Annotated in this window: 18 protein-coding genes; 4 read left to right on the plus strand and 14 right to left on the minus strand. The window is 69.0% G+C overall.

Annotation, left to right across the window (positions count from 1 at the left end; translation table 11 throughout):
• Positions 1–42: 42 nt before the first annotated feature.
• From ABLI39_RS08195 to ABLI39_RS08225, 7 genes are all read right to left on the minus strand, one after another.
• Positions 43–4,191 carry a DUF4011 domain-containing protein gene (locus ABLI39_RS08195; RefSeq protein ID WP_349412952.1) on the minus strand — a complete coding sequence of 1,383 codons (4,149 nt, stop codon included), beginning with the start codon at positions 4,189–4,191 and terminating at the stop codon, positions 43–45.
• A gap of 207 nt (positions 4,192–4,398) precedes the next feature.
• Positions 4,399–5,988 (minus strand): glutamine-hydrolyzing GMP synthase, encoded by a 1,590-nt coding sequence (gene guaA / locus ABLI39_RS08200; RefSeq protein WP_349412953.1) that lies wholly within the window; start codon positions 5,986–5,988, stop codon positions 4,399–4,401.
• 98 nt (positions 5,989–6,086) lie between these two features.
• On the minus strand, positions 6,087–6,599 hold the full coding sequence (locus ABLI39_RS08205; RefSeq protein ID WP_349412954.1) for a DUF3817 domain-containing protein: 513 nt from the start codon (positions 6,597–6,599) through the stop codon (positions 6,087–6,089).
• Positions 6,596–7,462, minus strand: coding sequence for an SURF1 family protein (locus ABLI39_RS08210; RefSeq protein ID WP_349412955.1), 867 nt, complete (start codon positions 7,460–7,462; stop codon positions 6,596–6,598). The genes ABLI39_RS08205 and ABLI39_RS08210 overlap by 4 nt, the downstream gene beginning before the upstream one ends.
• Positions 7,463–7,582: 120 nt before the next feature.
• Positions 7,583–8,071, minus strand: coding sequence for a PTS sugar transporter subunit IIA (locus tag ABLI39_RS08215; protein ID WP_349412956.1), 489 nt, complete (start codon positions 8,069–8,071; stop codon positions 7,583–7,585).
• Between the two features lie 61 nt (positions 8,072–8,132).
• Entirely contained in the window at positions 8,133–9,884 is a 1,752-nt protein-coding gene (locus ABLI39_RS08220) for a glycerol-3-phosphate dehydrogenase/oxidase (RefSeq protein WP_349412957.1), read from the minus strand.
• A gap of 92 nt (positions 9,885–9,976) precedes the next feature.
• A complete protein-coding gene (locus ABLI39_RS08225; RefSeq protein ID WP_349412958.1) occupies positions 9,977–11,113 on the minus strand; it encodes a GuaB3 family IMP dehydrogenase-related protein in 1,137 nt (378 codons plus the stop codon).
• 284 nt (positions 11,114–11,397) lie between these two features.
• On the opposite strand from ABLI39_RS08225, the gene ABLI39_RS08230 reads away from it, so the two are divergent.
• Both ABLI39_RS08230 and ABLI39_RS08235 read left to right on the plus strand, forming a co-directional pair.
• Positions 11,398–13,299, plus strand: a complete 1,902-nt coding sequence (locus tag ABLI39_RS08230; RefSeq protein WP_349412959.1) for a S8 family peptidase — start codon at positions 11,398–11,400, stop codon at positions 13,297–13,299.
• Positions 13,300–13,508: 209 nt separating this feature from the next.
• Entirely contained in the window at positions 13,509–14,114 is a 606-nt protein-coding gene (locus tag ABLI39_RS08235) for a hypothetical protein (protein WP_349412960.1), read from the plus strand.
• On the opposite strand, the gene ABLI39_RS08240 is transcribed toward ABLI39_RS08235, so the two are convergent.
• The 3 genes from ABLI39_RS08240 to ABLI39_RS08250 all read right to left on the minus strand — a co-directional run bounded on the left by ABLI39_RS08240 (position 14,111) and on the right by ABLI39_RS08250 (position 19,878).
• Positions 14,111–15,943 carry an ABC transporter ATP-binding protein gene (locus tag ABLI39_RS08240; protein ID WP_349412961.1) on the minus strand — a complete coding sequence of 611 codons (1,833 nt, stop codon included), beginning with the start codon at positions 15,941–15,943 and terminating at the stop codon, positions 14,111–14,113. The genes ABLI39_RS08235 and ABLI39_RS08240 overlap by 4 nt on opposite strands.
• Positions 15,944–16,112: 169 nt before the next feature.
• Positions 16,113–17,624, minus strand: a complete 1,512-nt coding sequence (gene guaB / locus ABLI39_RS08245) for an IMP dehydrogenase (RefSeq protein WP_349412962.1) — start codon at positions 17,622–17,624, stop codon at positions 16,113–16,115.
• A gap of 178 nt (positions 17,625–17,802) precedes the next feature.
• Complete coding sequence (locus ABLI39_RS08250; RefSeq protein ID WP_502935210.1) at positions 17,803–19,878, minus strand: acyltransferase family protein; 2,076 nt, start codon at positions 19,876–19,878, stop codon at positions 17,803–17,805.
• 144 nt (positions 19,879–20,022) lie between these two features.
• Here ABLI39_RS08250 and ABLI39_RS08255 point away from each other — a divergent pair, with 144 nt between their 5' ends.
• Positions 20,023–20,991: a DUF389 domain-containing protein gene (locus tag ABLI39_RS08255; protein ID WP_349412963.1), complete on the plus strand. Its 969-nt coding sequence runs from the start codon at positions 20,023–20,025 to the stop codon at positions 20,989–20,991.
• Between the two features lie 115 nt (positions 20,992–21,106).
• On the opposite strand, the gene groL is transcribed toward ABLI39_RS08255, so the two are convergent.
• The 3 genes from groL to ABLI39_RS08270 form a co-directional block, all read right to left on the minus strand.
• Entirely contained in the window at positions 21,107–22,717 is a 1,611-nt protein-coding gene (gene groL, locus ABLI39_RS08260) for a chaperonin GroEL (protein ID WP_349412964.1), read from the minus strand.
• Between the two features lie 81 nt (positions 22,718–22,798).
• Positions 22,799–23,095, minus strand: a complete 297-nt coding sequence (gene groES / locus ABLI39_RS08265; protein ID WP_056737866.1) for a co-chaperone GroES — start codon at positions 23,093–23,095, stop codon at positions 22,799–22,801.
• Positions 23,096–23,688: 593 nt separating this feature from the next.
• Positions 23,689–24,102 carry a hypothetical protein gene (locus tag ABLI39_RS08270; RefSeq protein ID WP_349412965.1) on the minus strand — a complete coding sequence of 138 codons (414 nt, stop codon included), beginning with the start codon at positions 24,100–24,102 and terminating at the stop codon, positions 23,689–23,691.
• A 56-nt stretch (positions 24,103–24,158) separates the two neighbouring features.
• On the opposite strand from ABLI39_RS08270, the gene ABLI39_RS08275 reads away from it, so the two are divergent.
• The gene (locus tag ABLI39_RS08275) at positions 24,159–25,418 is read left to right on the plus strand and encodes a class I SAM-dependent methyltransferase (RefSeq protein WP_349412966.1); all 1,260 of its coding nucleotides are present in this window, start codon (positions 24,159–24,161) and stop codon (positions 25,416–25,418) included.
• Here the strand turns inward: ABLI39_RS08275 and ABLI39_RS08280 are convergent.
• Entirely contained in the window at positions 25,402–26,202 is an 801-nt protein-coding gene (locus tag ABLI39_RS08280) for a shikimate 5-dehydrogenase (RefSeq protein WP_349413025.1), read from the minus strand. The genes ABLI39_RS08275 and ABLI39_RS08280 overlap by 17 nt on opposite strands.
• Positions 26,203–26,204: the final 2 nt, after the last annotated feature.

Consider the following 26,204-nt stretch of genomic DNA (forward strand, 5'->3'; position numbering starts at 1 on the left):
GTTTATTCCAGGGCGCGCGTGCAGCCGGAGCGTGCTGGCCGCTCAGCCCCAGTGCGGGGGCTTCTGCTCCTGCAGCCAGGCGTCGTGGTCGTAGCTGCCGGGCTGGTCGCCCCAGCGCCTGGGATCGTCCTCGGCGGCCTTGTTGGGCAGCACTCCCCCGGGAACCGCGGCGCGTGCCCCGCTCCGGGACTGCGGCTCCGGCTGCTGCAGGCGCGCGGAAGCTGCCTCCCGGGCCGGGGCGTCCGGCGCCGAGTCGTGATCCCGGTCCCCGCCGGGGATGGAGTTGTTGTACTGGTTGTCGCCGTCTGCGTGCATGCCGCCGGCTTCCTTGGTGCGAATCGCTGTTTCCTGCCCGCGATCACCGTCCGCGGACCACCCGTGCGGCGCCGGGGCGGACGGGGCGTAGGTATGCCGCCCGTCCTCGACGCTCAGGTTCTCTATGTCGTCGGAGAAGCCGGGCGAGCTGCGCAACCGGCTGGACGCCACCGGCTTCTCCAGGCCGAGGTAGCCGCCGATCCGGTCCGCGCAGGCCGAAGGATCAGTGAATACCTCTATGGTCCATAGTGGCATGTAGCGCCAGCCCATGCGCTCCAGCAGCTGCGGCCGGAGGCGGCTGCGCTCACGTACGCTCATCCGCCGGTACCGCTCGGTGCCGTCGGACTCGATGGCGACGGGACTGGGGATCTCGGCGTCGTCCTGGCCGATCGTGTGCATCGGGTCCGCCGCCGCCACCATGTCCAGGACACCGTCGTACTGATGCCAGACCCGCGCCCCGCGGGCCCGGAGCCGGTCGCCGAGGTCGGCCACCAGGGGGTCGGCGCCGAGGGCCTGTTCGCTGGCCGCGGCCCGGGAAGCCGGGCTGCCCAGATCGGAGTTGCCCGCGATTTCCCGGTCCAGGAGCTCGTAGAAGTCCACCGCGCCGTGGCTGAGGCGGGTGACGTCCAGGTCTTCGGGCCGGAAGCAGCTCAGCACATGCAAGGATCGCCGTGCCCGGGTCATGGCCAGGGCAAACCGGGCGCGGCCGCCGTCGGCGGAGAGCGGGCCGAGGCTGTGCAGGGCGCGGCCGTGCGGGGTGCGTCCGTAACCGGGCGAGAAGATGACGCGGTCCCGGACCAGGCCCTGCGCCCGCTCCAGGTCCACCACCCGGAAGGACTCTTCGCCGGCGGTGAAGAAGCTGCCCAGCAGCGGGTAGTTGGGCAGCTGCAGCCGGATGGCCTCGCCGATCCGGGCCGCGTGCCGCAGGCTGCCCGTGACGACCGCCAGGGAGGTGCGCGGCCGCAGCCGGGCGTGCTCGAAGACCAGTTCCACCACACGGTTCACTTCGGCCACAACAGACTCGACGCCGTCGTGGTCGGCGCTGGGCAGGCCGGTCCCGTCCGGCAGGTATTCCACGGTCAGGGCCCGGTCGAGGCCGGTTGCCGACTGGCCCTCGGGAAGACGGCGGAGCTCGCCGGCGTAGAAACCCTTGCTGAGCTGCCGGACCAGGTCCTCGTCGACGGCGCGGTAGACGGTCCTGAGTTTCCAGACCGGCAACACGGCGGACAGTGCCTGATAGGCGCTGTCCACCCGCTGGTGCGGGTTCTCGCCGGCGGCGAGCCGCTCGACCCCCACGGAGAAGCTGCGCGGGCTGGCGATCTTGTCGTCACCGAACGCAATGACCTGCCGGGACCGCGCGACGGCGGGCAGCACCGCCTGCAGCGACGTCGCCTCGGCGTCAAGTATCACCACCGCGTCGAAATGCTGCTCGGCCGGCAGCAGGCTGGTGAGGAGGTAGGGGCTGACCGACCAGACCGGTACCAGCCTCGGGACGAGCTCGGGCGACTGTGCGGTCAGCGCCGCCGGAGTGACCCGCCCGTCCTTGAGCAGGCTGCGCAGCAGCTCCGCCTGCCGGGGGTGTTCGGTGAGGGCGGCACGCCAGCGTTCGGCCAGTTTCCAGCGCAGCCGGGCGGCGCCGCTGGCTATGTGGGCGTTGTCCGCGAGGCGGTACTCCGCCTCAAGCTGGCGCAGCGCGTCGCCGTCGGACATGGCGAGGTAGTCGTCGCCGCTGATCATGGCCTCCAGCGCGGACTGCCACCAGGCCAGTTCCAGCTCCGCAGCGACGGATCCGGCGGGCACCTCGCGCTTGGCGAGGTCGGCGAGCAGTTCGCCCAGGCCGTGTTCGCGCATGTTCTCCACCAGCAGCGTCCGCTCCGGCAGCGTTTCCAGCGTCCCTGTGTCAGCGACGAGCCGGTCCAGGCGCTCGAGAAGTTCCTCGTACGGGGTGTCGTGGACGGCTCCCCCGGCACGGGTGTGACGGACGGCCTCCCCGAGCTCCGCCAGTTCGGCTTCCAGCTCGCGGTAAAGGGCCGTGATCTCGGCGAGTCCGGACGGCACGGCCGGGTGCCGCTGGCTGGTGGCGTAGTCGGCCCAGGTGGCCCGCTGGTCCTGGACCAGCACCAGCGAGCTGTGCAGGTCCGCGATGTGCACACCGGGCCGGACGTACTCCTTGGCGACGCGCCGCAGGCGGGAGCGCTGCATCGAGGGCATGTCGATGTTCCGCTCGCGCCGCCACGCCGAGGGGGCGGTGGCGGAAATGAGGTCGTGGACCGGCCGGTCGAAAATGTCCGGCGTGAACTTGTCCAGGCTCTCGCGGACCGCGACCAGCAGGTCGATCTGGTCACCCCACTCGGCAAAGGTCCCGCCGAGCCGGATCTCCGCGTGCTCGGCGACGCCGTTCATCCGTTCGCGCAGTTGCGGGAGCTTTTCCGCTACCGAGCGGGCCACCTGCTGGGCCTCCTGGGTCTCCTTGCGCGTCAGCAGCCGGGCGCCGTGCCACGGGCTCATGGTCGAGGCGCGGCTGAAGCTGCCCAGCTCGGCGGCGCGCTTGAGCCGTCCCGCCAGTTCCGCACGGTCGCGGATGCTGTCCAGGACGCTGCGCTTGAGCCGGACCGTGGTGGCCGGCGCCGGGTGGATGGCGGTCAGCGCCGCGAGCGACTGCATGGCCTCGTACGGTGAGCACCCCCAGCGCGCCCGCACGTTGTGCAGCGACGCGACGTGGTCCCTCAGGGCATGCCGGTGCTCGGTCAGCGTGGAGTGCAGGTTCTTCAGCTGCGGTTCCAGCGACTTCTCGTTCCGGACAATCGCCCGGACCAGCTGGCCCTTGAGCTGCAGCGGCGTGGAGTTGCCCGCGAGCTGGACGAGCAGCGATTCGAGGCCGAGGGCCTCCAGCTGGGCGGAGATCTCGCCGAGGCTGGCGCGCCGGTCGCCGACCACGAGGACACTTTTGCCTTCGTCGACCAAGGCACCGATGGTGTTGATGGCGGTCTGGGTCTGGCCGGTGCCCGGCGGGCTGCTGACCACCAGGGAGTCGCCGGCGCGGACGGCGTCCACAACGTACTGCTGGTCCGTGTCGGCGTCGAGCAGCAGGAGCTCGTCCGCGGGGCTGCGCTCATCTGTGCTCGGGAAGCGCCCGTCCTTGAGCACGGGGACGTCCACCGGGCTGCCGGCAGCGGCCCGACCGAGCGCCGCCACCAGCGGGTTGTGCTGGTTGATCCAGGGGTCGTCCAGGTTCCCGGAGAGGTCTGCATAGGTCGAGACCAGGAGGTTGTGCTCGATCTCGGCGCCGTGGATCGGCTGGATCAGGGTGCCAAGGCGGTCCAGGACCGGCTGCGGGTCGTAACGGGCGGTGCTGTAGGCCATCCGGGTCACGGCGTTGACGTCGAAGACGATCCCGTGGATGGTCTTCAGGTGCCGGATCAGGGCCGGGTTGATCCGGGCCTGTTCGGTGAGCTGCAGTTCGTAGTCGTCCTCGCCGGGGCGGACGGTCAGGGACACCGCGGTGAGCATGACCGGCGCGGACACGCGCTGCGGCTTGCCGCCGACGGCGGAGGTCCAGACGACGGTTCCGGCGGAGAGGTAGCCGGCGTCGATGCCGCGGTCGTTGGCGAGCTCGAAGATCTTGGAGCGGAGGTTGCGCGAGGCCCGGGCCGCGACGACGTACTGCTGGCGGTCCCGGATCAGGGTGGACAGGCGGGTGCGGCGTCCGGCCATCAGCTGGGCCAGTCCGGAGGGGTGGGCGTGTGTCAGGTCAATGGAGCCTTCGGGCGTTTTCGTGAAACGCAGCATGGTGTCTGCTCCGGTGACGGGTTTGAGACCCGACAGCCATTTCCTGAACTCCTCGGAGCCCTCGGGGTGGCCTTGACCTACTGACACTGCTGCCTTCTTTTCTGTGCTCACGGTTTCTGAGTTCGCGCGGGACGCCCTGGACCATACCGGCATGCTTTCGAGGGTAGCCCGAATCAGGCGTCAGTGCCGGGGCGCAACACTGGCGCGGGTCAAATTCGTGGGGCAAGTCGCTTCGGCGCGACGGGCCGCAAAAGCACAATGGCCGGCCCCGCACGGGGCCGGCCATTCACACTGCTATTCCCACTCGATGGTTCCCGGCGGCTTGCTGGTCACGTCCAGCACCACGCGGTTGACGCCCTCCACCTCGTTGGTGATCCGGTTGGAGATCCGGGCCAGGAGGTCGTAGGGCAGCCGCGACCAGTCGGCCGTCATGGCGTCCTCGGAGGACACCGGGCGCAGCACGATCGGGTGGCCGTAGGTGCGGCCGTCGCCCATCACGCCGACGCTGCGGACGTCCGCGAGCAGCACGACCGGCATCTGCCAGACCTCGTTGTCGAGGCCGGCGGCGGTCAGCTCGGCGCGCGCGATCGCGTCGGCCTTGCGGAGCAGGTCCAGCCGTTCCTTGGTCACTTCGCCGACGATCCGGATGCCGAGGCCCGGACCCGGGAAGGGCTGGCGTCCGACGATTTCCTGCGGCAGGCCAAGCTGCGCGCCGACGGCGCGGACCTCGTCCTTGAACAGCGCGCGCAGCGGCTCGACGAGTTCGAACTGCAGGTCTTCCGGGAGGCCGCCCACATTGTGGTGGCTCTTGATGTTCGCCGCGCCCTCGCCGCCGCCGGATTCGACGACGTCCGGGTACAGGGTGCCCTGGACGAGGAACTTGATCTTCTCGCCGTGCGCGGCGGCCTCGGCGATGATGGCCAGCTCGGCTTCCTCGAACGCGCGGATGAACTCGCGGCCGATGATCTTGCGCTTGGTCTCGGGGTCGCTGACGCCGGCGAGGGCCGCCTGGAAGCGCTCCTGCTCGTTGGCGACGTAGAGCTTGACGCCGGTGGCCGCCACGAAGTCCCGCTCGACCTGCTCGGCTTCGCCCTCGCGCAGCAGCCCGTGGTCCACGAAGACACAGGTCAGCTGGTCGCCGACGGCGCGCTGGACGAGGGCCGCGGCCACGGCGGAGTCGACGCCGCCGGAGAGCCCGCAGATCACCCGGGCGTCACCGATCTGCTCGCGGATCCGCTCGACCTGTTCGTCGAGGATGTTGCCCGTGGTCCAGTTCGGTTCCAGCTTGGCGCCCTTGAAGAGGAAGTTCTCCAGCACCTGCTGGCCGTAGGCCGAGTGCTTCACCTCGGGATGCCACTGCACGCCGTAGAGGCACTTCTCCTCGTTGGCGAAGGCGGCCACGTCGGCGCCGGCCGTCGTCGCGAGCACCTCAAAGCCCTCCGGGGCCTCGTGGACGGAGTCGCCGTGGCTCATCCAGGTGCTCTGGTGCTGGGGCATGCCCGCCAGGATGGAGCGGCCCTCGCCGAGCACAGTGGTCTCCGTGGAGCCGTATTCCCGCAGGCCGGTCCGGGCCACTTTGCCGCCCAGGGCATTGGCCATGGCCTGGAAGCCGTAGCAGATGCCGAACACCGGGACGCCGGCCTCGAACAGGTCGGCGCCGACGCTCGGGGCGCCTTCGGCGTAGACGCTGGCGGGGCCGCCGGAGAGGATGATGGCGGCGGGGTTCTTGGCCAGCAGCTGCTCGGTGCTGTAGGTATGCGGAACGACTTCCGAATACACATTCGCTTCCCGGACGCGGCGGGCAATCAGCTGCGCGTACTGGGCACCGTAGTCAACAACCAGCACCGGCCTGTGGGACGTCTGGGATGCAGTGGGAGTGGTCACCGTCCTAGCCTACGTTGCGCCCCCGGTCCCCCGCACCTTGAGAAGCTGCGGGTAAGCGAACTCACAGCACCGCGGGGCGGGGCTTTATCCGGGCCGGCTCAGTAGCGCTGCGGCGCCTGCGGGTTAGCGGCAAGTTCGGCCTCCACCTCGGCGTGGAACTTCTTCTCCACAAAGAAGGACAGGAACGGCACGACGCCACCGAGGGCCAGGATGATGAGCTTGGCGAAGGGCCAGCGCATGAGCGACCAGAGCCGGAAGTTGGACATCAGGTACACGACGTACATCCAGCCGTGCACGATCAGCACCGCGACGGACAGGTTCACTCCGCCGATGACGCCGGCCGGCTCGGCGTCGGCGAATCCGAAGCCGAACGGCTGGCCGGTGACGGCGTTGGTGCCGCCGGCGAACAGGTACTGGCCGAAGGCGTAGCGGGCGATCAATTCCGCGCAGAGCAGCAGCAGCATGGAGCCCGTCAGGTAGGCGAGGACCTTGTAGAACTTCAGGGCTGAGCGGATCTGCGCCTCGGTCCCGCCGAAGCGGCGCTTCTTGCCGCCGGGGGTTCCCGTTCCGTTGGGCTGCTGCGGCGCGATGGCCGGCTTGGGCTCGATCATGGTTGCACTCTCGGTTTGGTGGGATGCGGGTTGGTGTCGGAGGAATCGGGGTCCCGGGGCCCGCCCGCGGCGGCGAGCCGGGCGGCTTCTTCATCCTGGGCGTCCTCGAGGCCGCGGCGGTAGTCGTCCTTGACCAGGCGCCACCAGATGAAGAGCGCAAAGCCGGCGAAGACCACCCATTCGGCGGCGTAGAAGAGATTGAGCCAGTTGACCGTCTGGGCGGGCGGCTGCGGGCCGATAGCCAGCGGCTTGACGGCGCCGGAGGCTGCCACATCGGCGCCGGCGGAGCGTTCGGCGCTGGCGGCAACGAAGCCGGGGTAACTGGTGACGTCCCAAAGGTTGATGAGTTCGGCGACGGAGACGGCGCTGGCGCGGCCGGGTCCGGCGTCGGTGTTGGGAACCGGCGCTTCGGACGGGATCAGCCGGCCGGTGAGTTCAATGGGGCCCGACGGCGGTGCGGCGGCGTCCGCGGGGTCGGCGACCCAGCCGCGCGCCACCGGGATCCAGGTCTGCGGCGAGGCGCCGGCGCCGGAGAGGGCCGGGGCGTCCTGCACGGCGAAGGCCGAAACGATCCAGAATCCCTTGGCGCCGTCGTGGATCCGGCCCGGGACCAGGACCTGTTTCTGCGGATCGTAGCTGCCGGTGGCGGTGACCACCTGGTCGGCCACCGAGCCGGGGAAGAACTGCCCGGGTTTCAGGACCGCGGTCAGCGGGCGGGCCTCCTCGGTCCCGGTGGAAACCGGTGCCTCGGGCCGCGTGGAGCGGCCGAACTGCCACTGGCTCAGCAGCACAAAGACCCCCGAAATGACGATCGCAAACACCAGGCCTGCGATCCAGCGGGGTTTGAGGGCGGTTTTCAGCACCCCTTAACCGTACTTCGTCCCCGTGTAGAACAACGAAACGGGCGCTAGGGCTGGGCCTAGAGTGGGGCAGCAGGGTCCCTGCGTGGCGACGGAGTCGACACGAAAGGGCCTGCCCCAATCTCAGTGGTCGAAGAACACCAGGGACGAGTTGATCAGTTCGGAGATCACCTCGGGGTCGTAGGCGCGGCGGAGGGACTCCCGGAAGGACTCCTTCGAGAGCGACCGTGCCATGGTGGCGAGGACTTCCAGGTGGTCCGAGAAGGAACTGGCCGGCGTCGCGATCAGCAGGACCACGGTGGCCGGGCCGTCCGCCGCGCCGAAGTCCAGCGCCTTGCCGTACTTGGTGATGCCGACGGCAATCGAGATGCGCGAGACGAATTCGCTGCGGGCGTGGGGCAGGCCAACACCGCCGGGCAGCCCGGTGGCCAGCTGGTGCTCGCGGGCGTTGACGTGGCCGAGGAATCCCTCGAGGTCCGAGATCCGTCCGGCGTCGTACATCCGCTGCGCGAGCTGGGCCGCGGCGTCGAACTTGTCCTTCGCGTCCAGCTCCAGGATCACCATCTGCGGCGTGGTGAGGTCGGCGTCGTACCGGTCCAGTTGTTCCGCCAAGAGGTGTCCCTTCGATGTGGCGTCGGTGCACGCCGACGGGTGGTGCGCCGGGGCGCCCCGGTCAGCGCAGCGGGACGATGTCCTCCACGCCCATCCGTGCGGCGTCGGCGGATTCGTCGTCCGGCTGCTCCTGGCTGAGTCGTTCGGCGTCGACCCGGGCCAGGTAATGCTTGATTTCGCTCTCGCGCTGCGCGTCGCTCCAGCCGAGAACCTCACCGATCAGTTTAGCGACTACCGGGGCGGCGGACACACCGCGGTCCCAGGCCTCGATCGAAATCCGGGTCCGGCGGGTCAGCACGTCCTGGACGTGGCGGGCGCCCTCGAACTTGGCCGCGTACACGGCCTCGGCCGCCAGGTAGTCGTCGGCGCCCGGCAGCGGCTCGGCCAGTTCGTGGTTTTCCCCGATCAGGGCCAGCACCTCCGGGGCCATCGACCCGTAGCGGTTCAGCAGGTGCTCGATCCGCGCGACGTGGACGCCGGTTTCCTCCGCCATCCGGTTGCGTTTGTTCCAGGCGGCCTTGAACCCGCTGGCGCCGAGCAGCGGGATGGATTCCGTGCACGACGGCGGGACCCGTTCGTCCATGCTGCGGGTCGCCTCGTCGACGGCGTCCTTGGCCATGACCCGGTAGGTGGTCCATTTGCCGCCGGCCACGACGACGAGGCCCGGAACCGGGTGGGCCACCACGTGCTCGCGGGACAGTTTTGCCGTGGAGTCGTTCTCACCGGCCAGCAGCGGGCGCAGGCCGGCGTAGACACCCTCGACATCCTCGCGGGTCAGCGGCCGTTTGAGGACCTTGTTGACGTGTTCGAGGATGTAGTCGATGTCCTTGCTGGACGCCGCGGGGTGTGCCTTGTCCAGGTGCCAGTCGGTGTCGGTGGTGCCGATGATCCAGTGCCGCCCCCACGGGATGACGAACAGCACCGACTTCTCGGTCCGCAGGATCAGGCCCACCGTGGACTGGAAGCGGTCCCGCGGCACCACCAGGTGGATGCCCTTCGAAGCCCGCACCTTGAGCTGGCCGCGGTCCGTGACCATGGCCTGGGTCTCGTCGGTCCAGACCCCGGTGGCGTTGATGACCTGCTTGGCCCGGATGTTGAAGCTTGAGCCGTCCTCGTGGTTGACGACCTTGGCCCCGACCACCCGTTCGCCCTCGCGCAGGAAGTCCACCACGGCCATCTGGTTCACCGCGTGGGCGCCGTAGTAGGCCGCCGTCCGGACGAGGTTGGCGACGTACTTGGCGTCGTCGACCTGGCCGTCGTAGTAGCGGATGGACCCGACAAAGGCGTCATCCTTGAGGCTCGGCGCGGCGCGCAGCGTGCCGCGCCGGCTCAGGTGCTTGTGGAACGGGACGCCGCGGCTGTGGCCGCCGGTGATGGACATGGCGTCGTAGAGGGCGATCCCGGATCCGACGTAGGGCCGTTCCACAAAGCGCTTGGTGAGCGGGTAAAGGAACGGCACCGGCCGGGCCAGGTGCGGGGCGAGGACGGAGAGGATCAGTCCGCGCTCGTGCAGGGCCTCCTTGACGAGGGCGAAGTCGAGCATCTCCAGGTAGCGCAGGCCGCCGTGGATGAGCTTCGAGGACCGCGACGAAGTGCCGGCCGCCCAGTCGTTGGCCTCGACGATGCCAACGCTCAGGCCGCGGGTCACGGCGTCCAGCGCGGCTCCGGCGCCGACAATGCCGCCGCCGACGATCAGGATGTCGAGTTCCTTGCCGGGCTCGGTGCTGCCCCTGAGCGCCGCCAGGGACGCTTCGCGTTCCGCGGGTCCAAGAGCACCGCCGGCCAAGGGAGCACCACCGGGAAAACTGTTCATCTCACGCCTCCGTCCGGATCAAACCTCGTAGTGCACCACACTACTTCCAAGTTCTCCGGATGGGCAGGGCTTTGCCGGGCCCCGCGCCGGGCTCAGTTCCCGGCGTAGGGCGAGACGACGACGTCGACGCGCTGGAATTCCTTCAGGTCCGAGTAGCCGGTGGTCGCCATCGAGCGGCGCAGCGCGCCGATCAGGTTCGAGGTGCCGTTGGTGTGGTGGCCCGGGCCGAACAGGACCTCCTCCAGCGGCCCGACGGTGCCGACATTGACCCTGTCGCCGCGGGGCAGTTCGAGGTGGTGGGCCTCCTGGCCCCAGTGCCAGCCCTTGCCGGGGGCTTCCTCGGCGCGGGCCAGGGCGCTGCCGAGCATGACGGCGTCGGCGCCCATGGCGATGGCCTTGACGATGTCGCCCGAGGTTCCCATGCCGCCGTCGGCGATCACGTGCACGTAGCGCCCGCCGGATTCGTCCATGTAGTCCCGGCGGGCGGCCGCGACGTCGGAGATGGCGGACGCCATCGGCGAGTGGATGCCCAGGGCGCGGCGGGTGGTGGTGGTGGCTCCCCCGCCGAAACCGACCAGGACGCCCGCGGCGCCGGTGCGCATCAAGTGCAGGGCCGGGGTGTAACCGGCCGCTCCGCCGACGATCACCGGGACGTCGAGTTCGTAGATGAACTGCTTGAGGTTCAGCGGCTCGTGATCCTTGGAGACATGTTCGGCCGAGACGGTGGTGCCGCGGATGACGAAGATGTCGACGCCGGCAGCCACCACGGTCTTGTAATGCTCCTGGGTGCGCTGCGGGGTCAGCGAGCCGGCGACGGTGACGCCCGCGGCACGGATCTCGGCCAGCCTCGAGGTGATCAGTTCGGGCTGGATCGGGGCCTGGTACAGCTCCTGCATCCGGCGCGTGACGGCGGGGCTGTTGGTCTCGTTCTCGAGGGCGGCAATCTGATCCAGCACCGGCTGGGGATCCTCGTAGCGGGTCCACAGGCCTTCCAGGTCGAGGACACCGAGGCCGCCGAGCCGTCCCAGCGCGATGACCGTCTCCGGGGACATCGCGGAGTCCATCGGCGCGGCGATGACGGGCATGTCGAACTTGTAGGCATCGATCTGCCAGGAGACGGACACGTCCTTGGGGTCGCGGGTGCGCCGGTTGGGGACGATCGCAATGTCGTCCAGGGAGTAGGCACGACGCCCACGCTTGCCACGGCCAATCTCAATCTCGTAAGTCACGTCCCCACTTTACTTGACCCGGCCGTTGGACCGGCCTTTGACCCGGCCATTGACCCGGGACGGACCGTCCGGACCGCGTCCGCAGGCCGCTCCGGGGCCGCCAGGAGACGCCCGGCCGGGTCCCAAATAATCGATAGTCCACACCTACTTGACATGTTTTGTCAACGGTTTACAAATCATGAAAATGCCTTTACGTTTGCCTTCGGCCGCCGGGGGTTGTCCCCGGCGGCCTCCCCACCCCGTTCCGGGCAGTCCGCACTGCCCGGTGATAGAAAGCAGAACCCATGGGAAGTGCATCACTCAGGAAGTCCCGCGTGCTGGCCCTGTCGCTGGCCGCCCTTGTCGGCACCATGACGCTGGCCGTCAGCCCGGTACTCGCCGCCCCCGGCACCGGACCGGTCGCCTCGGAGAATGTCCCGGCGCCGGATGTCAACGCCGGCGAGGCCTACACGCAGTTCATTGTGAGCTTTAAGAAGACCCCCGGGAACGCCACGCCGGGCGGCCGCGCGAACGCCTGGGGCAAGGCAGCCAAGCAGCAGGGCGTCACGGTGAAGGAACTGCGCGCCCTCGCCACCGGGGGCACCCTGATCGCCTCCGACAAGGCACTCTCGGACCAGGCCGCCAAGGACTTTATGAACGAGATCGTCGCCTCCGGCGCGGTCGACGCCGTCGAGCCCGACGCCCGCATGACCGCTGTGCTCTCGCCGAACGACCCGCGCTACAGCGAGCAGTGGGACTTCACCGCGGCGAACGGCATGCGCATCCCCGGCGCCTGGGACGTCTCCACCGGCTCCGGCTCCACGGTCGCCGTGATCGATACCGGCATCACGGCACACCCCGACCTGGACGCCAATGTGCTGCCGGGTTACGACTTCGTCTCGGACGCCACGGCGGCCCGCGACGGCAACGGCCGGGACGCCAACCCCCAGGACGAGGGCGACTGGTACGCCGCCGGCGAATGCGGCCAGACCGCGGCCTCCAACTCCTCCTGGCACGGCACCCACGTGGCCGGCACCATCGCCGCCGTGACCGGCAACGCCACCGGCGTGGCCGGCGTGGCGCCCAACGCCAAGGTCCTCCCGGTCCGTGTGCTGGCCAAGTGCGGCGGTTCGCTCTCCGACATTGCCGACGCCATCATCTGGGCCTCCGGCGGCACCGTCTCCGGCGTCCCCGCCAACGCGAACCCCGCCAAGGTCATCAACATGAGCCTGGGCGGCTCCGGCGCCTGCGGCACCACGTACCAGGCCGCCATCGACGCCGCCGTCTCGCGCGGCACCACCGTGGTGGTGGCGGCCGGCAACAGCAACCAGGACGCCTCCGGCTTCCGGCCCGCCAACTGCAACTCGGTGGTCACCGTGGCCGCGAGCAACCCGAGCGGGACCCTCTCCTACTACTCCAACTTTGGCGCCACGGTGGATCTCACGGCTCCCGGCGGCGACACCAGCGTCAGCGGCGGCGGGATCCTCTCCACCCTCAACACCGGAACCACGACGCCGGGCGCCGCCGGCTACGCCAGCTACCAGGGCACCTCGATGGCGACCCCGCACGTGGCCGGCCTCGTAGCCCTGATGAAGGCCAAGTCCCCCGCCCTCACCCCGGCACAGGTCGAGTCCACGCTGCGCCAGGGCACCCGGGCAATGCCCGGCGGCTGCACCAAGGGCTGCGGCGCCGGCCTCTCCGACGCCACCGCCACGATGGCCCTGCTCGGCGGCACCACCCCGCCGCCGTCGGGGAACCTGCTGCTGAACCCCGGCTTCGAAAGCGGCGCGGCCTCGTGGACCTCCGACCACGCGGACACCTTTGAGACCGGAACCAACGCCCGGACCGGCACCGGCTTCGCGGGCCTGAACGGCTGGGGCCAGGCCACGTCGTACACGCTGGACCAGACCATCTCCATCCCGTCCTCCGTGACCGGTTCCACCCTGTCCTTCTACCTCAAGACCCTGACCGATGAGACCACCACGGCGACGGCCTACGACACCTTGAAGATCCAGGCCATCAGCGGCGGCGTCACCACGACCCTGGCGACCTACTCGAACCTGAACAAGTCCGCCGGCTATGTCCTGAAGACGCTGGACCTGTCAGCGTTCAAGGGCAAGAGCGTCACGCTGCGCTTCCTCGGCGTCGAGGACTCCTCGCTGAAGACCTACTTCTTCGTGGACGACACCTCGGTGACCACCTCCTAACACCGCTGAGCACCGCTGAGCACCGCCAAGAATGGGCATGTCCTCCCTCCCCGGAAGGACATGCCCATTCTTTGCGCCCGGGAACGGACATAGTGGGGTTATGTCCATTGGCCGCGGCCACGGAAGGGCATGCCCATCCGTTGCTTCCGGGAACGGTCACGGGCAGCCCGCGGACGGTACAGGCGTCCGGCGGCAGGTACGCTGGCGGCATGGGTAACGGGTGGAGCTTCGACGGCCACATCGCCGGGCTGGGAACGGAATCCGGGCTGCGCGCCGTGCTGGGGCTCTGGCAGCGTTCCCCCTTCGGCCCTTTCGCCGATGCCATGGTGGAACTGCCCTCCGGCCGACGGATTCTGCTGGCCCCGACCGCCGAGATCGGCGCGTTCATCGCCTCGGTCTACAACTTTGACGAGACCCGCGTGGTGGATCTCGCGGTGTCGCATTATGGACCCCGGCTCGGCATCGACGCCGGTCCGCTCAGCGTCCGGGCCGACGTCGGCGCGCGCACCCGGCTTGGCAGCGTCGTGCGTCTGGTTCCGCGTCCGCTGGCGGTGCACCCGCGGTGGCTACGGGCCGTCAGCCCGCTCGCTTCCCGAATCAGCCCGGGCGCCCGCACCGCGGGCACGGCCCGGGGCGGACGAAGGGAGTACTACGGCGTGACGGACCTGCACCACATCACGGCGGCCCGCGTGAGCTGGGACGGCACCGACGCCGGGGCGCTTGCCGCCGTGCGGCCCGCGGTCTCCTTCGGTTTCAGCAGCGTTCCCGCCGCCCCCAGCCTGGCCCGGGTGCGCACCACCGTGACGGGTTCCTAGGCCTCGTCCACGGCCAGCTGGGATTCGAACATCCGGAAGTAGCGGCCGCGCAGCGCCACGAGTTCCCGGTGCGTGCCCTGCTCCACGATCCGGCCGTCCTCCAGCATGTAGACGATGTCCGCCTTCTCGATGGTGGCGAGCCGGTGGCTGATGGCGATGATCGTGCTGCTGCGGTCGGCGAAGAGCCGGGAAAAGATCCGGTGCTCGGCCAGCGCGTCAATCGCCGACGTCGGCTCGTCCATCACCATAAAGGACGCGTCGCGGTAGAAGTTCCGGGCCATGGCCAGGCGCTGCCATTGGCCGCCGGAGAGGCCGCTGCCCTTCCGGCCGCGCGGATCCTCCATCCAGTTGCTCACGTGGTTGTCCAGCCCGTTGGGCAGTTTGTTGATGAACTCGAGGGCCTCGGCGTCGGCGGCGGCGCGGCGGATCCGCGCGTCGTCCCGCGGCGCATCGACGTCGCCAAAGAAAATGTTCTCCGCTGCGGTGGCGAACTCGTATTTCAGGAACTCCTGGCTGAGCACCGCCAGCTGACGGTGCCAGGACTTCACGTCGACGGCGGCGAGGTCGACGCCGTCGAGCAGAACCTGCCCGGAATCCGGGCGGTACAGCCCGGCGAGGATCCGGATCAGGGTGGACTTGCCGGCGCCGTTCTCTCCCACGATCGCGATGTGCTGGCCCTGCCGGATGGTCAGCGAGATGCCCTTGATGACCTCCAGCTCGCTGCCGGTGTAAGTGAAACGGATGTCGCGCAGTTCCACGGCCGTGGGCGCCTGGAGCAGGGGCGGGGCTTGGTCGGAGTGCACCGGCAGCGCCATAAACAGCTCGTAGTCCTTGAGGTTCGCCAGGTCCTCGTCGATGGAGCTGAGCGAGGAGACCAGGCTGTTGGCGGTGGAGAGGGCGCGGCTGACGATCTGCTGGACGTAGAGGAACTGCCCCACCGGCTGCGCCCGGGCGATGATCTGGCCCACCACCCAGATCAGCGAGACCACCTCGGCGCCGTACTGCAGCGCGTCGGCCGCGAGCTGTTTGGGAATGTAGCGCTTCTGGAAGTCCAGCCGGCGCTTTTCGTCCGCGTCCCGGAGCCGGGAGCGCAGCCCCATCAGGTAGCCGACGATCCCGTACAGCCGCATTTCGGCGATGTGCTGCGGCCGCAGCAGGTTGGTTTCGATCATCCTGCGCTGCCGGCGCGAATCGATCTGGGTGTTCCAGTGCGCGATCTGTTCGCGGGAGAGCTTGAACTGCAGGTAGACGCTGGGCACGATCGCGACCAGCACGATCACGGCGATCCACCAGCTGACCAGCAGCAGCGCGCCGATCGCCAGGATCACCGAGACCAGCTGCGTAAAGATGGCGGCGATCCGGTCCAGGACGCGGGCGTAGGAATCGGAGAAGCGCTTGGCCCGGTCGTAGAGGTCCACCGTCTCCTTGTCGTCGTAACGCCAGAAGTCGAGGGCGAGGAAGCGCTCGTACATCAGGTCCCCGACGATCGCGCCGACCCGGAAGCTCATGAGCTGCTGGATGTAACGGTCCACGCTGCTGAACGCTCCCCAGAACAGGCCGAGCGCGGCCGTGATAATGACGTAGACGATCGCCTGCCGCCCGGCCTCGGCGTTGCCCGCGTAGGCGGCCGCGAGCGCCGTCGTGGTCAGCGCGGCGAAGTAGGTGGTGACCAGCGGCAGCAGCGCCGAGATCAGCGAGCCCACGATTTTCATCACGACGGCGGCCGGCGAGGCCCGGAAGCTGACCCGCAGCACCTGCGCCACCGCCCGGGCATAGGGCCGGAGCGCCAGTTTGCGCCTGGGCTCGCGCGCGGGCAGGAGTTCGGACATGCCTCCAGCCTAGGACACGCCCCTGCCCAACTAGCTCGCAGCAGGGGCCGTTATGGGCCGCCAAAACGGCCCGTGCTGCGAGTTGGTTGGGTGGCTCAGAGAGCGGCGGGTGGGCCCACGCCCGCAGGGTTCCCTGACCGAGCTTGCGAGGTTAGGGGGCGGGTGGGGATTAGCGCGAACCGTAGTTCGGTGCCTCCACGGTCATCTGGATGTCGTGCGGGTGGGATTCCTTGAGCCCGGCCGCGGTGATCCGGACGAACTTGCCGCGGGCCTTGAGCTCGGCGACGGTCGGGGCGCCGGTGTAAAACATGGTCTGGCGGAGGCCGCCGACCAGCTGGTACGCCACCGAGGACAGCGGGCCGCGGTAGGCCACCCGGCCCTCGATGCCTTCCGGGATGAGCTTGTCATCGCCGGAGACGTCGGCCTGGAAGTAGCGGTCCTTGGAGTAGGAGGTGTTTTTGCCGCGGGTCTGCATGGCCCCGAGCGAGCCCATCCCCCGGTAGCTCTTGAACTGCTTGCCGTTGACGAAGATCAGGTCCCCCGGTGACTCGTCGCAGCCGGCCAGCAGGGAACCGAGCATCACGGTGTCGGCGCCGGCCACCAGGGCTTTGCCGATGTCGCCGGAGTACTGCAGGCCGCCGTCGGCGATCAGCGGCACGCCGGCCGGGATGGCCGCCTTCGCGGACTCGTAGATGGCGGTGATCTGCGGGACGCCGACGCCGGCCACCACGCGGGTGGTGCAGATGGAGCCCGGACCCACGCCCACCTTGATGCCGTCGGCACCGGCGTCGATCAGGGCCTGGGCACCCTCGCGGGTGGCGGCCTGGCCGCCGATGATGTCCACGTGCGCAGCAACCGGATCGGACTTCAGCCGGCGGATCATGTCCAGAACACCCTGCGAGTGGCCGTTGGCGGTGTCGACGAACAGGGCGTCGACGCCGGCGTCGATCAGGGCCATGGCCCGCTCCCAGCCGTCACCGAAGAAGCCGATGGCGGCGCCGACTCGCAGCCGGCCCTCCTCGTCCTTCGTGGCCAGCGGGTACTGCTCGGCCTTGGTGAAGTCCTTGGTGGTGATGAGGCCCTTGAGCCGGCCCTGCTCGTCCACCAGCGGGAGCTTCTCGATCTTGTTGGTGGCGAGCTTGTGCGAGGCTTCCTCACGGCTGATGCCCACGTGCCCGGTGACGAGCGGCATCTTGGTCATGACGTCGCTGACCAGCCGGATGGGGAAGTCGGATTCCGGCACAAAACGGGTGTCGCGGTTGGTGACGATGCCGAGCAGCCGCATCCCCTCGTCCACGACCGGCAGGCCGGAGACGCGGTAGTGCGAGCAGATCTCGTCCAGCTCGGCGAGCGTGGCTTCGGGGCCGATGGTCAGCGGGTTGGTGATCATGCCGGACTCGCTGCGCTTGACCCGGTCCACCTGGTCGGCCTGGTCGGCGATCGACAGGTTACGGTGCACCACGCCGAGGCCGCCCTGGCGGGCCATGGCGATGGCCATCCGGGACTCGGTCACGGTGTCCATCGCAGCGGAGAGCAGCGGGGTGTTCACGGTGATGCGCTTGGATATCCGCGAGGAGGTGTCAGCCTCGGACGGGATGACGTTGGTGTGTCCCGGCAGCAGCAGGACGTCGTCGTAGGTCAGGCCAACGAAGCCGAAAGGGTCGTGTTCGGGCTGGGTCATGAGTGCGCCTCTTACCTTGGTTTCTGGGTTCACGGGTAGGGGTTGCAGCAGATGACCAGCCCGTCATTACGGGCGTGGCCTGTGCAGAAGTGTTGTGTAAATAGTAGAACCTCGGGCCCGATCCCCATATTCCGGGCCGCGAATGTGAGCAACGGCATGCCTGGCCGCGCCGCGCGCGTCACGTCCAGCCGGTGGCGGCGAGCAGCCGCTGCTCGAACATCGGGATCATGCTTTGGACGTAGGTCTTGGTGAGGTGGTTGTCGTCCTTGTAGACATAGACGTTCCCCACGACGGCGGGGCAGGTGCCGTTGGCGCAGATGAAGTCGCTCAGGTCCATGAGGTGGAGTCCGGCGACCTTGCCCCGGTAGGCGTCCAGCGGCGAGGAGGCGGCCAGCGATTCCTGCAGCGGAACGTTGCAGGCTGCGGCGTCGGCGCCCTTCTTCTGCACGCATTCGGGCATGTTCATGGTGAAGCGCGGGTTGTCGCGGATGCCCACCACCTCCATCCCGGCGTCGGTGAACGGCTTGATGCCCTCGAGGTACTGCGGCACCTCGGTTTCGTACGGGGCGTCCTTGAGCGTGAGCGAGGCGACCGTAAACACGGCGTCCGGCTTGTGATCCAGCACGTACTGGGCGCTCGCCTTGTTGAAGGCGTTGCAGTCCGCATCGCGCTCAGGCGATTCCCCGCCGAAACGGCAGTTGCCCTTGAGCAGGGTCACGACTTCCCAGCCGTGGCTCTTGGCGATGGGGCCCAGGGCGGCCATGTACTGCTGGGCGTGGGAGTCGCCGAGCACCACAATCTTCTTCGTCACGGGGTCCGGCCGGCTGTTTTGCAGGCAGCCTGCCAGCAGCGGGTCCGCGGGCACGTTGGAGTCCGTGCAGAGCCCGTCGATGTCGGCCCACTCGTTCTTCAGGGCCGCCGGGCCGGGAATGATCTTGGCGTCCGGAGTCGGCTTGCCGGCGTTCTCCGGCGCCAGCGCGGCGGCGCCGGGGGTCAGCTCCCGGGGCTGGGCCGCGGCGGCGGCCTCATCGGCCATCAGCTGGCTCTGCCATACGGTGACGGGTCCGGCCAGCAGGGCACCGCAGGCGGCGATGACGACGGCGGTGCGCCACGCGCGGCGCTGCGGCCAGTGCCAGTCGCGCAGCGGTTTCTCGACGTAGCGGGTGGTGAGCACGGCCAGCGCCACGGAGGCGGCCACGATGGCGAGCCCCTGCACCAGGTCCGGCGCAGTGATTCCCAGGCCGGCCAGCGCCAGCACCAGCAGCGGCCAGTGCCAGAGGTAGAGGGCGTAGGAGTTGTCGCCCAGGGCCACCAGCGGGCGCCACGTCAACAGACGGTCGACGCCGAAGCGGCTGCCGCTCTGCCCGGCAACGATGATGGCGGCGGCAGCCAGCGTGGGCCACAGCGCGATGAAACCGGGGAAGGACCGGTCCACGGTCAGCAGCAGCCCGCAGGAAAGCATCGCGGCCAGGCCGGCCCAGCCCAGCACCACGCGCAGCGCCTTGCCCGGTTTCAGGTGCGGCAGCGCCAGGGCCAGCAGCGAGCCGAGGGCGAACTCCCACAGCCGGGTCCGGGTGTCGAAGTACGCGTAGGCCTGGTTGCTGGCGGTCTGGTCAATCGAGTAAGCCAGCGACGCGGCAAAGATGGTCCCGAAGGCCAGGGCCAGGATCAGCCGGTAGTCCGTCAGCCGGTCATCCAGCTTCGTCCGGCGCAGCACACGGTGAAGCAGGGCGGCGCCGGCGAAGACCAGCGGCCAGAGCAGGAAGACCTGCCCCTGGATGGATAGGGACCAGAAGTGCTGCAGCGGGCTGGCACCGGAGTGGTCCTGGGCGTAGTAGTCGACGGCGGTGTCGGCAAGCAGCCAGTTCTGCCGGTACAGCAGCGACGCCCAGGCCTGGTCGAGGATGTCCGGCCACCGGCTTGCCGGCAGGATGGCCCAGGTGCCGATCAGCACGGCGAGGACCACCACCACGACGGCCGGCAGCAGCCGCTTGAGCAGGTGCAGCCAGTGGCTCAGCAGGCGCAGCGGCTTCCCGCTCTCCACCTTCCGGGCGAAGCTCAGGGTCATCAGGAAGGCCGAGATGAGCAGGAAGATGTCCACGCCGCCGGAGACCCGGCCCAGCCACACGTGGTAGGTCACTACCATCAGGACGGCAAGCGCACGCAGGCCCTGCACCTCGGGCCGGTAACCCGATTTGCGGCGCGCCGGCGAACCCGCGGATGCGGGCGGCGGGCTGGCTACGGTTCGCTCGATCGACACTGGGGACCCCTCAGGCACACTTCCAAAAACATCAATGTTACTGAACCGTAATTTTCTGCGCCAATCGCTGGGAGGTCTGCCTGCGGGCGCCGGCCACGCAGCAGGCCCTAGTCTGTAACGAGTCGAAGGAGGCCGCGAGTGATCGTGCAGTTACGGATTTGTGTCCCGGAGCAGCTCACCGGTGCTGTGGTGGACAGCTGTTCGGACGGGCCTGGAGTGGCGGAGGTGGCGCTGCACCCGGGCGCCTCGGTGCTCCCGCCGGGAGATGTGATCCTGGTTTTCGTCGCGCGGGAAGCCGTCGAGGCGCTGATCGAGAAGCTCCACGCCCTCAACGTCCAGGAGGTCGGCTCGATCTCGGTGACCACGCCCGAGTTGCTGCTCTCCGACCGCGCGGACGAGGCCGCGGCGGCTGCCCCCGGCGAGGGCGCGGACGCCGTGATCTGGGATGAGGTGTCCCGGCAGACCGGGGAGGACTCCCGGCTGACGTGGAGCTACCTGGCGTTCCTGGTCCTGGCCACCCAGCTCGCTGCGATCGGGATCGTCACCGACTCGACCATCGCGATTGTGGGCGCCATGGCTGTCGGTCCCGAGTTCGGGCCGCTCGCCGCGCTGGCCGTGGCCTTGGTGCGGCGCCAGTGGCGGCTGGGGCGCCGCGCGGCGCTGGCGCTCGGCGTGGGGTTCCCCGTCGCCATGCTGGCGGCGGCGTTCACGGCCTGGCTCTCCGTCCCGCTTGGTCTTTTTCCCGCCGATGCCCTGGACCGCGGCTCGGCGGTGGAGTTCATTTACCATCCGGGGCCGTATTCATTGATTGTGGCCCTACTGGCCGGCACCGCCGGCATGCTGTCCGTGATCGGCCGGCGGTCGGCGGCCCTAATCGGCGTTTTCATTTCGGTGACCACGGTCCCGGCGGCCGGTTTTGTGGCGGTGGCGCTGGTGCTCGGTGAGTACCAGAAGGCGGCGGGCTCGGCGCTGCAGCTGCTGGTGAACCTGGTCGGGATCGTCGTGTCGGCGGTGGCGGTGCTGCTGTTCTACCGGGTGGTCACCAAACGCCTGCCGCGCGACGCCGCGGCGCGGCTGCAGCGGAAAGCGCAGGCGCAGGGGCGCTGACGTGACGTGACGGGCGCTGACAGGCGCCGGCCGGGGCCCGCCATAACAAGAAGGACCGGACCAGCTGGAGCTGGTCCGGTCCCTTTTGTTGCACGGGAACTAGTGCGCGGGAACCTTAGTGCTGGTGCCCGGCGTGTTCGTCTTCCTCGGCCGGCTTCTCCACCACAAGGGTTTCGGTGGTGAGGACCAGCGCGGCGATCGAGGCCGCGTTGCGCAGTGCCGCGCGGGTGACCTTGACCGGGTCGATGACGCCGGCCGCGATCAGGTCCTCGTATTCGCCGGTCTTGGCGTTGAAGCCCTGGTTGACCGCGGACTCGGACACCTTGGCGACGACGACGTAGCCGTCGAAGCCGGCGTTCTGGGCGATCCAGCGCAGCGGCTGGGTCAGGGCGCGGCGGACGATGCCCACGGCAGCTGCCGCGTCGCCGTCGAGCGCCTGGACGGCCGGGTCCTCATCGAGCGCCTTGAGCGCGTGGATGAGGGCGGAGCCGCCGCCGGCCACGATGCCTTCTTCGAGGGCGGCGCGGGTGGAGGACACGGCATCCTCGATGCGGTGCTTCTTTTCCTTCAGCTCGACCTCGGTGGCTGCGCCGACCTTGATCACGCCGATGCCGCCGGCCAGCTTGGCCAGGCGCTCCTGCAGCTTTTCCTTGTCCCAGTCCGAATCGGTGCGGGTCAGCTCGGCGCGCAGCTGGGCGACCCGGGCTGCGACGTCCTCGGCGGAACCGGCGCCGTCGACGATGGTGGTGTTGTCCTTCGTCACGGTGATGCGGCGGGCGGTGCCGAGGACCTCGAGGCCCACGGTGTCCAGGCTCAGGCCCAGCTCCGGGGAGACGACCTGCGCGCCGGTGAGGGTCGCGATGTCCTGCAGCATGGCCTTGCGGCGGTCACCGAAGCCGGGAGCCTTGACGGCGACGACGTTCAGGGTGCCGCGGATGCGGTTGACGATCAGCGTGGAGAGGGCCTCGCCGTCGACGTCCTCGGCGATGATGAACAGCGGCTTGGAGCTCTGCAGCGCCTTCTCCAGCAGCGGCAGGAATTCCTGGACCGAGGAGATCTTGCCCTGGTTGATCAGGATGAGGGCGTCCTCGAGGACGGCTTCCTGGCGTTCGGCGTCGGTGACGAAGTACGGGGACAGGTAGCCCTTGTCGAACTGCATGCCCTCGGTGAGGACCAGCTCGGTCTGCGTGGTGGAGGACTCCTCGATGGTGATCACACCATCCTTGCCGACCTTGCCGAACGCCTCGGCCAGCAGCTCGCCGACCTCGTCACTTTGCGCGGAGATGGCGGCCACGTTGGCCACCTGGGTGCCCTCGACGGGGCGGGCGTTCTCCAGCAGGCGGGCGGCGACGGCCTCGACCGAGACCTCGATGCCGCGCTTGATCTGTCCCGGGGCGGCGCCGGCGGCAACGTTGCGCAAGCCTTCCTTGACCAGGGCCTGGGCGAGCACGGTGGCGGTGGTGGTGCCGTCGCCGGCGACGTCGTTGGTCTTGGTGGCGACCTCCTTGGCAAGCTGCGCGCCAAGGTTTTCGTACGGGTCGTCCAGTTCGACTTCACGGGCGATGGTGACGCCGTCGTTGGTGATCGTGGGGGCGCCCCACTTCTTGTCCAGCACGACGTTGCGGCCGCGCGGGCCGAGCGTCACCTTGACCGTGTTGGCGAGCTTATCGATGCCGGCTTCAAGCGACCGGCGGGCAGCGTCGTTAAACGCGAGCTGCTTTGCCATGGTTTTGTCCTTTCAAGACGGAACCCCGCGCAGCCGTTCCGTTCAAAGCGAAGGAATCGGCGGCGCGGGGGTCCAAGAGAGTTACTTTACGACGATCGCCAGAACGTCGCGGGCGGACAGCACGAGGTACTCGACGCCGCCGGTCTTAACTTCGGTTCCGCCGTACTTGGAGTAGATGACAACGTCGCCGACGGCGACGTCGACGGGAACGCGGTTGCCGTTGTCGTCAAAGCGGCCGGGGCCTACTGCAACAACTTCGCCTTCCTGCGGCTTCTCCTGTGCGGAGTCCGGGATAACCAGGCCGGAAGCCGTGGTCTGCTCGGCTTCGAGCGGGCGGACAACAATACGATCCTCAAGAGGCTTAATAGAGACCGACACTCGGACCTCTCCTTTTCGTCAGCAAATTCGTGGACTTTAAAGCTGTGGTGCCATGGCGTACAGACCGTCGTCGCGGTGCCGGCAGCAGCCAGGCCGGTAAAGCTTCAGGTGTTAGCACCCGCCTAGGGAGAGTGCCAATGACGACTCTATGTAAGGAGTTAGCACTCGGTCAAGGTGAGTGCCAGAAAGTTCGTCGTCGGTGAACGCGGTTATGGACATGCTCATCGGGTGGCTTGGAGGACGGACATGCCCAGCGTTGGCGCTCGGCGTTGGACATGCCCGCCCGGCCAGGAATGGACATGCCCAGTGCTGGCGCTCGGCGATGGACATGCCCGCCCGGCGGCTTGGAGGACGGACATGTTGCCTCGGGCGCTGAGCTTGTCCGTTGTTGGTGCTGGGCGATGAGCGTGCTCATCGCCGGCCCGCTGCAATGGACATGCTGTCCGGGGGCGATGGACATGCCCAGTGCTGGCCGCCACGGATGGGCATATACGCAATATGTCCAGTGCTGGCGGCGAAGGATGGGTATGTCCGTCCCAGTCCATGCCGGCGCCGACCCTGCGCCGGGCCAAGCGGGCCAAGGCCAAAGCGGCCTACTGCCCCGCGAGGTCCTCGTAGTCCCAGTCCTGGCCGTCGTCGTCCTCGTCGACCTGCGCGGAGGTGTTCCGTTCGCGGTACATGACGAAGCCGCCAGCGAGGGCGGCCAGCGCCCCGAGGACCAGGAAGATCATGCCGCCCACCCGGGCTGGGGCATAGGTTTCGCGGATGGCCCGCGCCTCGTCGGTGGCGTCCGTGACGTCCTTGCCGCCAACGGAATACACGGTGGCGTTGAAGGAGTCGAGGGCGAAGATGATCACCAGCAGCGCCACGCAGACGACCGCCACCACACTGCCCGCAATCAGCGCGGGCCGGGCGAAGCGGACCAGGCCGCTCCGGCCCGGATTTTCCCCGTCGCCCGGCTCCCGGGTGCCCGCCGCGCCGAAGTCCTCTGTGTCCCTGTCGTCCATGCCGTCCAGCCTATCGGTCGTGCCGGGCGTTCCGCGCCTGAACTACGCTTGATGGCATGGCTGAGACTACGCAGGACCAGATCGCCCCGCTCCTGAATCCGGAGGGCTGGGAACTGCTGGCGTCTCTTGGCCCGTACCGCGAGGAGGAGGCCTTCCGGCTCAACGCCTCGCTGCGGAAAGCCGGCCATTCCCCCGAGCTGGTCTCGGCGGCACTCACGCAGTCCCGGCTGCGGACCAAGGCGGAGGCCAAGTTCGGCGAATTCGCCCGGCAGATGATCTTCACCCGGGCCGGCCTGGAGCAGGCCACCCGGCTGGCCGTCGCGGCACGGCATGCGCAGCGGTTCGCCGCCGCCGGGATTTCCCACGTGGCGGACCTGGGCTGCGGGCTGGGGGCGGATGCGATGGCGCTGGCCTCCCTCGACATCACGGTCACCGCCGTCGAACTGGATGAAACCACCGCGGCCTGCGCCACCATGAACCTGATCCCGTTCCGGAACGCCACCGTGGTCCACGCCGATGCCGCCGCCGTTCCGCTCGACGGGATCGACGGCGTCTGGCTCGACCCGGCCCGCCGCACTACGTCGAGCTCGGGAACGAAGCGCCTCTGGGACCCGGAGGACTTCTCCCCGCCGCTGTCCTTTGTGGAGTCCCTGGCCGCGTCCGGCCGGGCCGTCGGCGTGAAGATGGGCCCGGGCATGCCGCACGCCTCCGTGCCCGCGGGCTGCGAGGCGCAGTGGGTCTCGATGGGCGGCGACGTTACCGAGGTGGCCCTCTGGTTCAACGCGGTCCGCCGGCCCGGGATCCGCCGCGCCGCCCTGGTCCTGGGGCCGCAGGGAGCCGCGGAGCTCACCAGCTCGGAGGAGTTCGACGCCGGGCCGGCCGCCCCGGTGGGGGCCGTGGAGGGCTACCTCTACGAGCCGGACGGCGCCGTGATCCGTGCCGGCCTGGTTGCCGACGTCGCGCTGCAGCTCGGCGGGCATCTGGTAGATGAACACATCGCCTACATCTGCGCGCCGGAACTGCGCGAGACGCCCTTCGCCCGCGCGTACAAAGTCCTCGAGGTGATGCCGTTCAACGTCAAGGCGCTCAAGGCCTGGGTCAAGGCCAACGGCGTCGGTGTCCTGGACATCAAGAAACGCGGTACCTCGGTGACCCCGGAGGAACTGCGCAAACAGCTGCTCCCGGGCGGCAGGAGCGCCAGGAATTCCGCCACCAAAACGGCCACCCTGGTCCTCACCAGGATCGGCGAGGAGCGGGTGGCCATTTCGGTGGAGCCGGTCCAGGTCCCGGCGGCCGGGGCTACTGGGCCCGCATAAACTCCTCGGCGGCCCGGACCTGTTCGTCGCTGGGCCGGATGCCGGTGTAGAGCACAAACTGTTCCAGGGCCTGGATCGTGGCGACCTCGGCGCCGGTGATCACCTGCTTGCCCGCGGCGCGGGCGGCCTTCACCAGCGGGGTCTCGGCCGGCAGCGCGACGACGTCGAACACCACCTTCGCGGCGCCGATCGCCTCCTGCGGGAAGGGCAGCGCCTCCGCATCGGGGCCGCCCGCCATGCCGATCGGCGTCACGTTGATCAGCAGCTCGGCAGTGCCGGACGGCTCGAGGTCGGCCCGCCAGTCGAACCCGTAGAGCCCGGCCAGCGCCCGGCCGGCCTCCTCGTTGCGTGCGACCACGGTGACGTTGCGGAAGCCGGCGTCGCGCAGCGCCGCAGCGGTGGCTTTCGCCATCCCGCCGGCGCCCAGCAGCCACACGGAGTAATCCGTGGGGACGGCGTTGCGCGCCAGCAGCTGCTCGATTGCCGTGTAGTCGGTGTTATAGGCCGTGAGCGTGCCGCCGTCGTTGACGATCGTGTTGACCGAATCGATGGCTTTCGCCGACGGGTCCATGGCGTCCACCAGGGCTATGACGTCTTCCTTGTAAGGCATTGAGACCGCGCAGCCGCGGATGCCGAGGCCTCGCACCCCGGCGATGGCCTGGGCGAGGTCGGTGGGGGCGAAGGCCTTGTAGATCCAGTTCAGGCCCAGCTGTTCATACAGGTGGTTGTGGAAGCGGGTCCCGTTGTTGCTCGGCCGGGCCGAGAGCGAGATGCACAGGGTCATGT

It is taken from the genome of Pseudarthrobacter sp. B907 (assembly GCF_040137805.1).
GTDB lineage: Bacteria > Actinomycetota > Actinomycetes > Actinomycetales > Micrococcaceae > Arthrobacter.

Bases quoted from the DNA above. Each gene is read 5' to 3' on its own strand.
- groL (WP_349412964.1), bottom strand. From the start codon at position 22,717: ATGGCAAAGCAGCTCGCGTTTAACGACGCTGCCCGCCGGTCGCTTGAA.
- ABLI39_RS08280 (WP_349413025.1), bottom strand. From the start codon at position 26,202: ATGACCCTGTGCATCTCGCTCTCGGCCCGGCCGAGCAACAACGGGACC.
- guaB (WP_349412962.1), bottom strand. From the start codon at position 17,624: ATGACCCAGCCCGAACACGACCCTTTCGGCTTCGTTGGCCTGACCTAC.
- ABLI39_RS08270 (WP_349412965.1), bottom strand. From the start codon at position 24,102: ATGGACGACAGGGACACAGAGGACTTCGGCGCGGCGGGCACCCGGGAG.
- ABLI39_RS08240 (WP_349412961.1), bottom strand. From the start codon at position 15,943: ATGTCCGAACTCCTGCCCGCGCGCGAGCCCAGGCGCAAACTGGCGCTC.
- ABLI39_RS08235 (WP_349412960.1), top strand. From the start codon at position 13,509: ATGGGTAACGGGTGGAGCTTCGACGGCCACATCGCCGGGCTGGGAACG.
- ABLI39_RS08205 (WP_349412954.1), bottom strand. From the start codon at position 6,599: ATGATCGAGCCCAAGCCGGCCATCGCGCCGCAGCAGCCCAACGGAACG.
- ABLI39_RS08220 (WP_349412957.1), bottom strand. From the start codon at position 9,884: ATGAACAGTTTTCCCGGTGGTGCTCCCTTGGCCGGCGGTGCTCTTGGA.
- ABLI39_RS08230 (WP_349412959.1), top strand. From the start codon at position 11,398: ATGGGAAGTGCATCACTCAGGAAGTCCCGCGTGCTGGCCCTGTCGCTG.
- ABLI39_RS08275 (WP_349412966.1), top strand. From the start codon at position 24,159: ATGGCTGAGACTACGCAGGACCAGATCGCCCCGCTCCTGAATCCGGAG.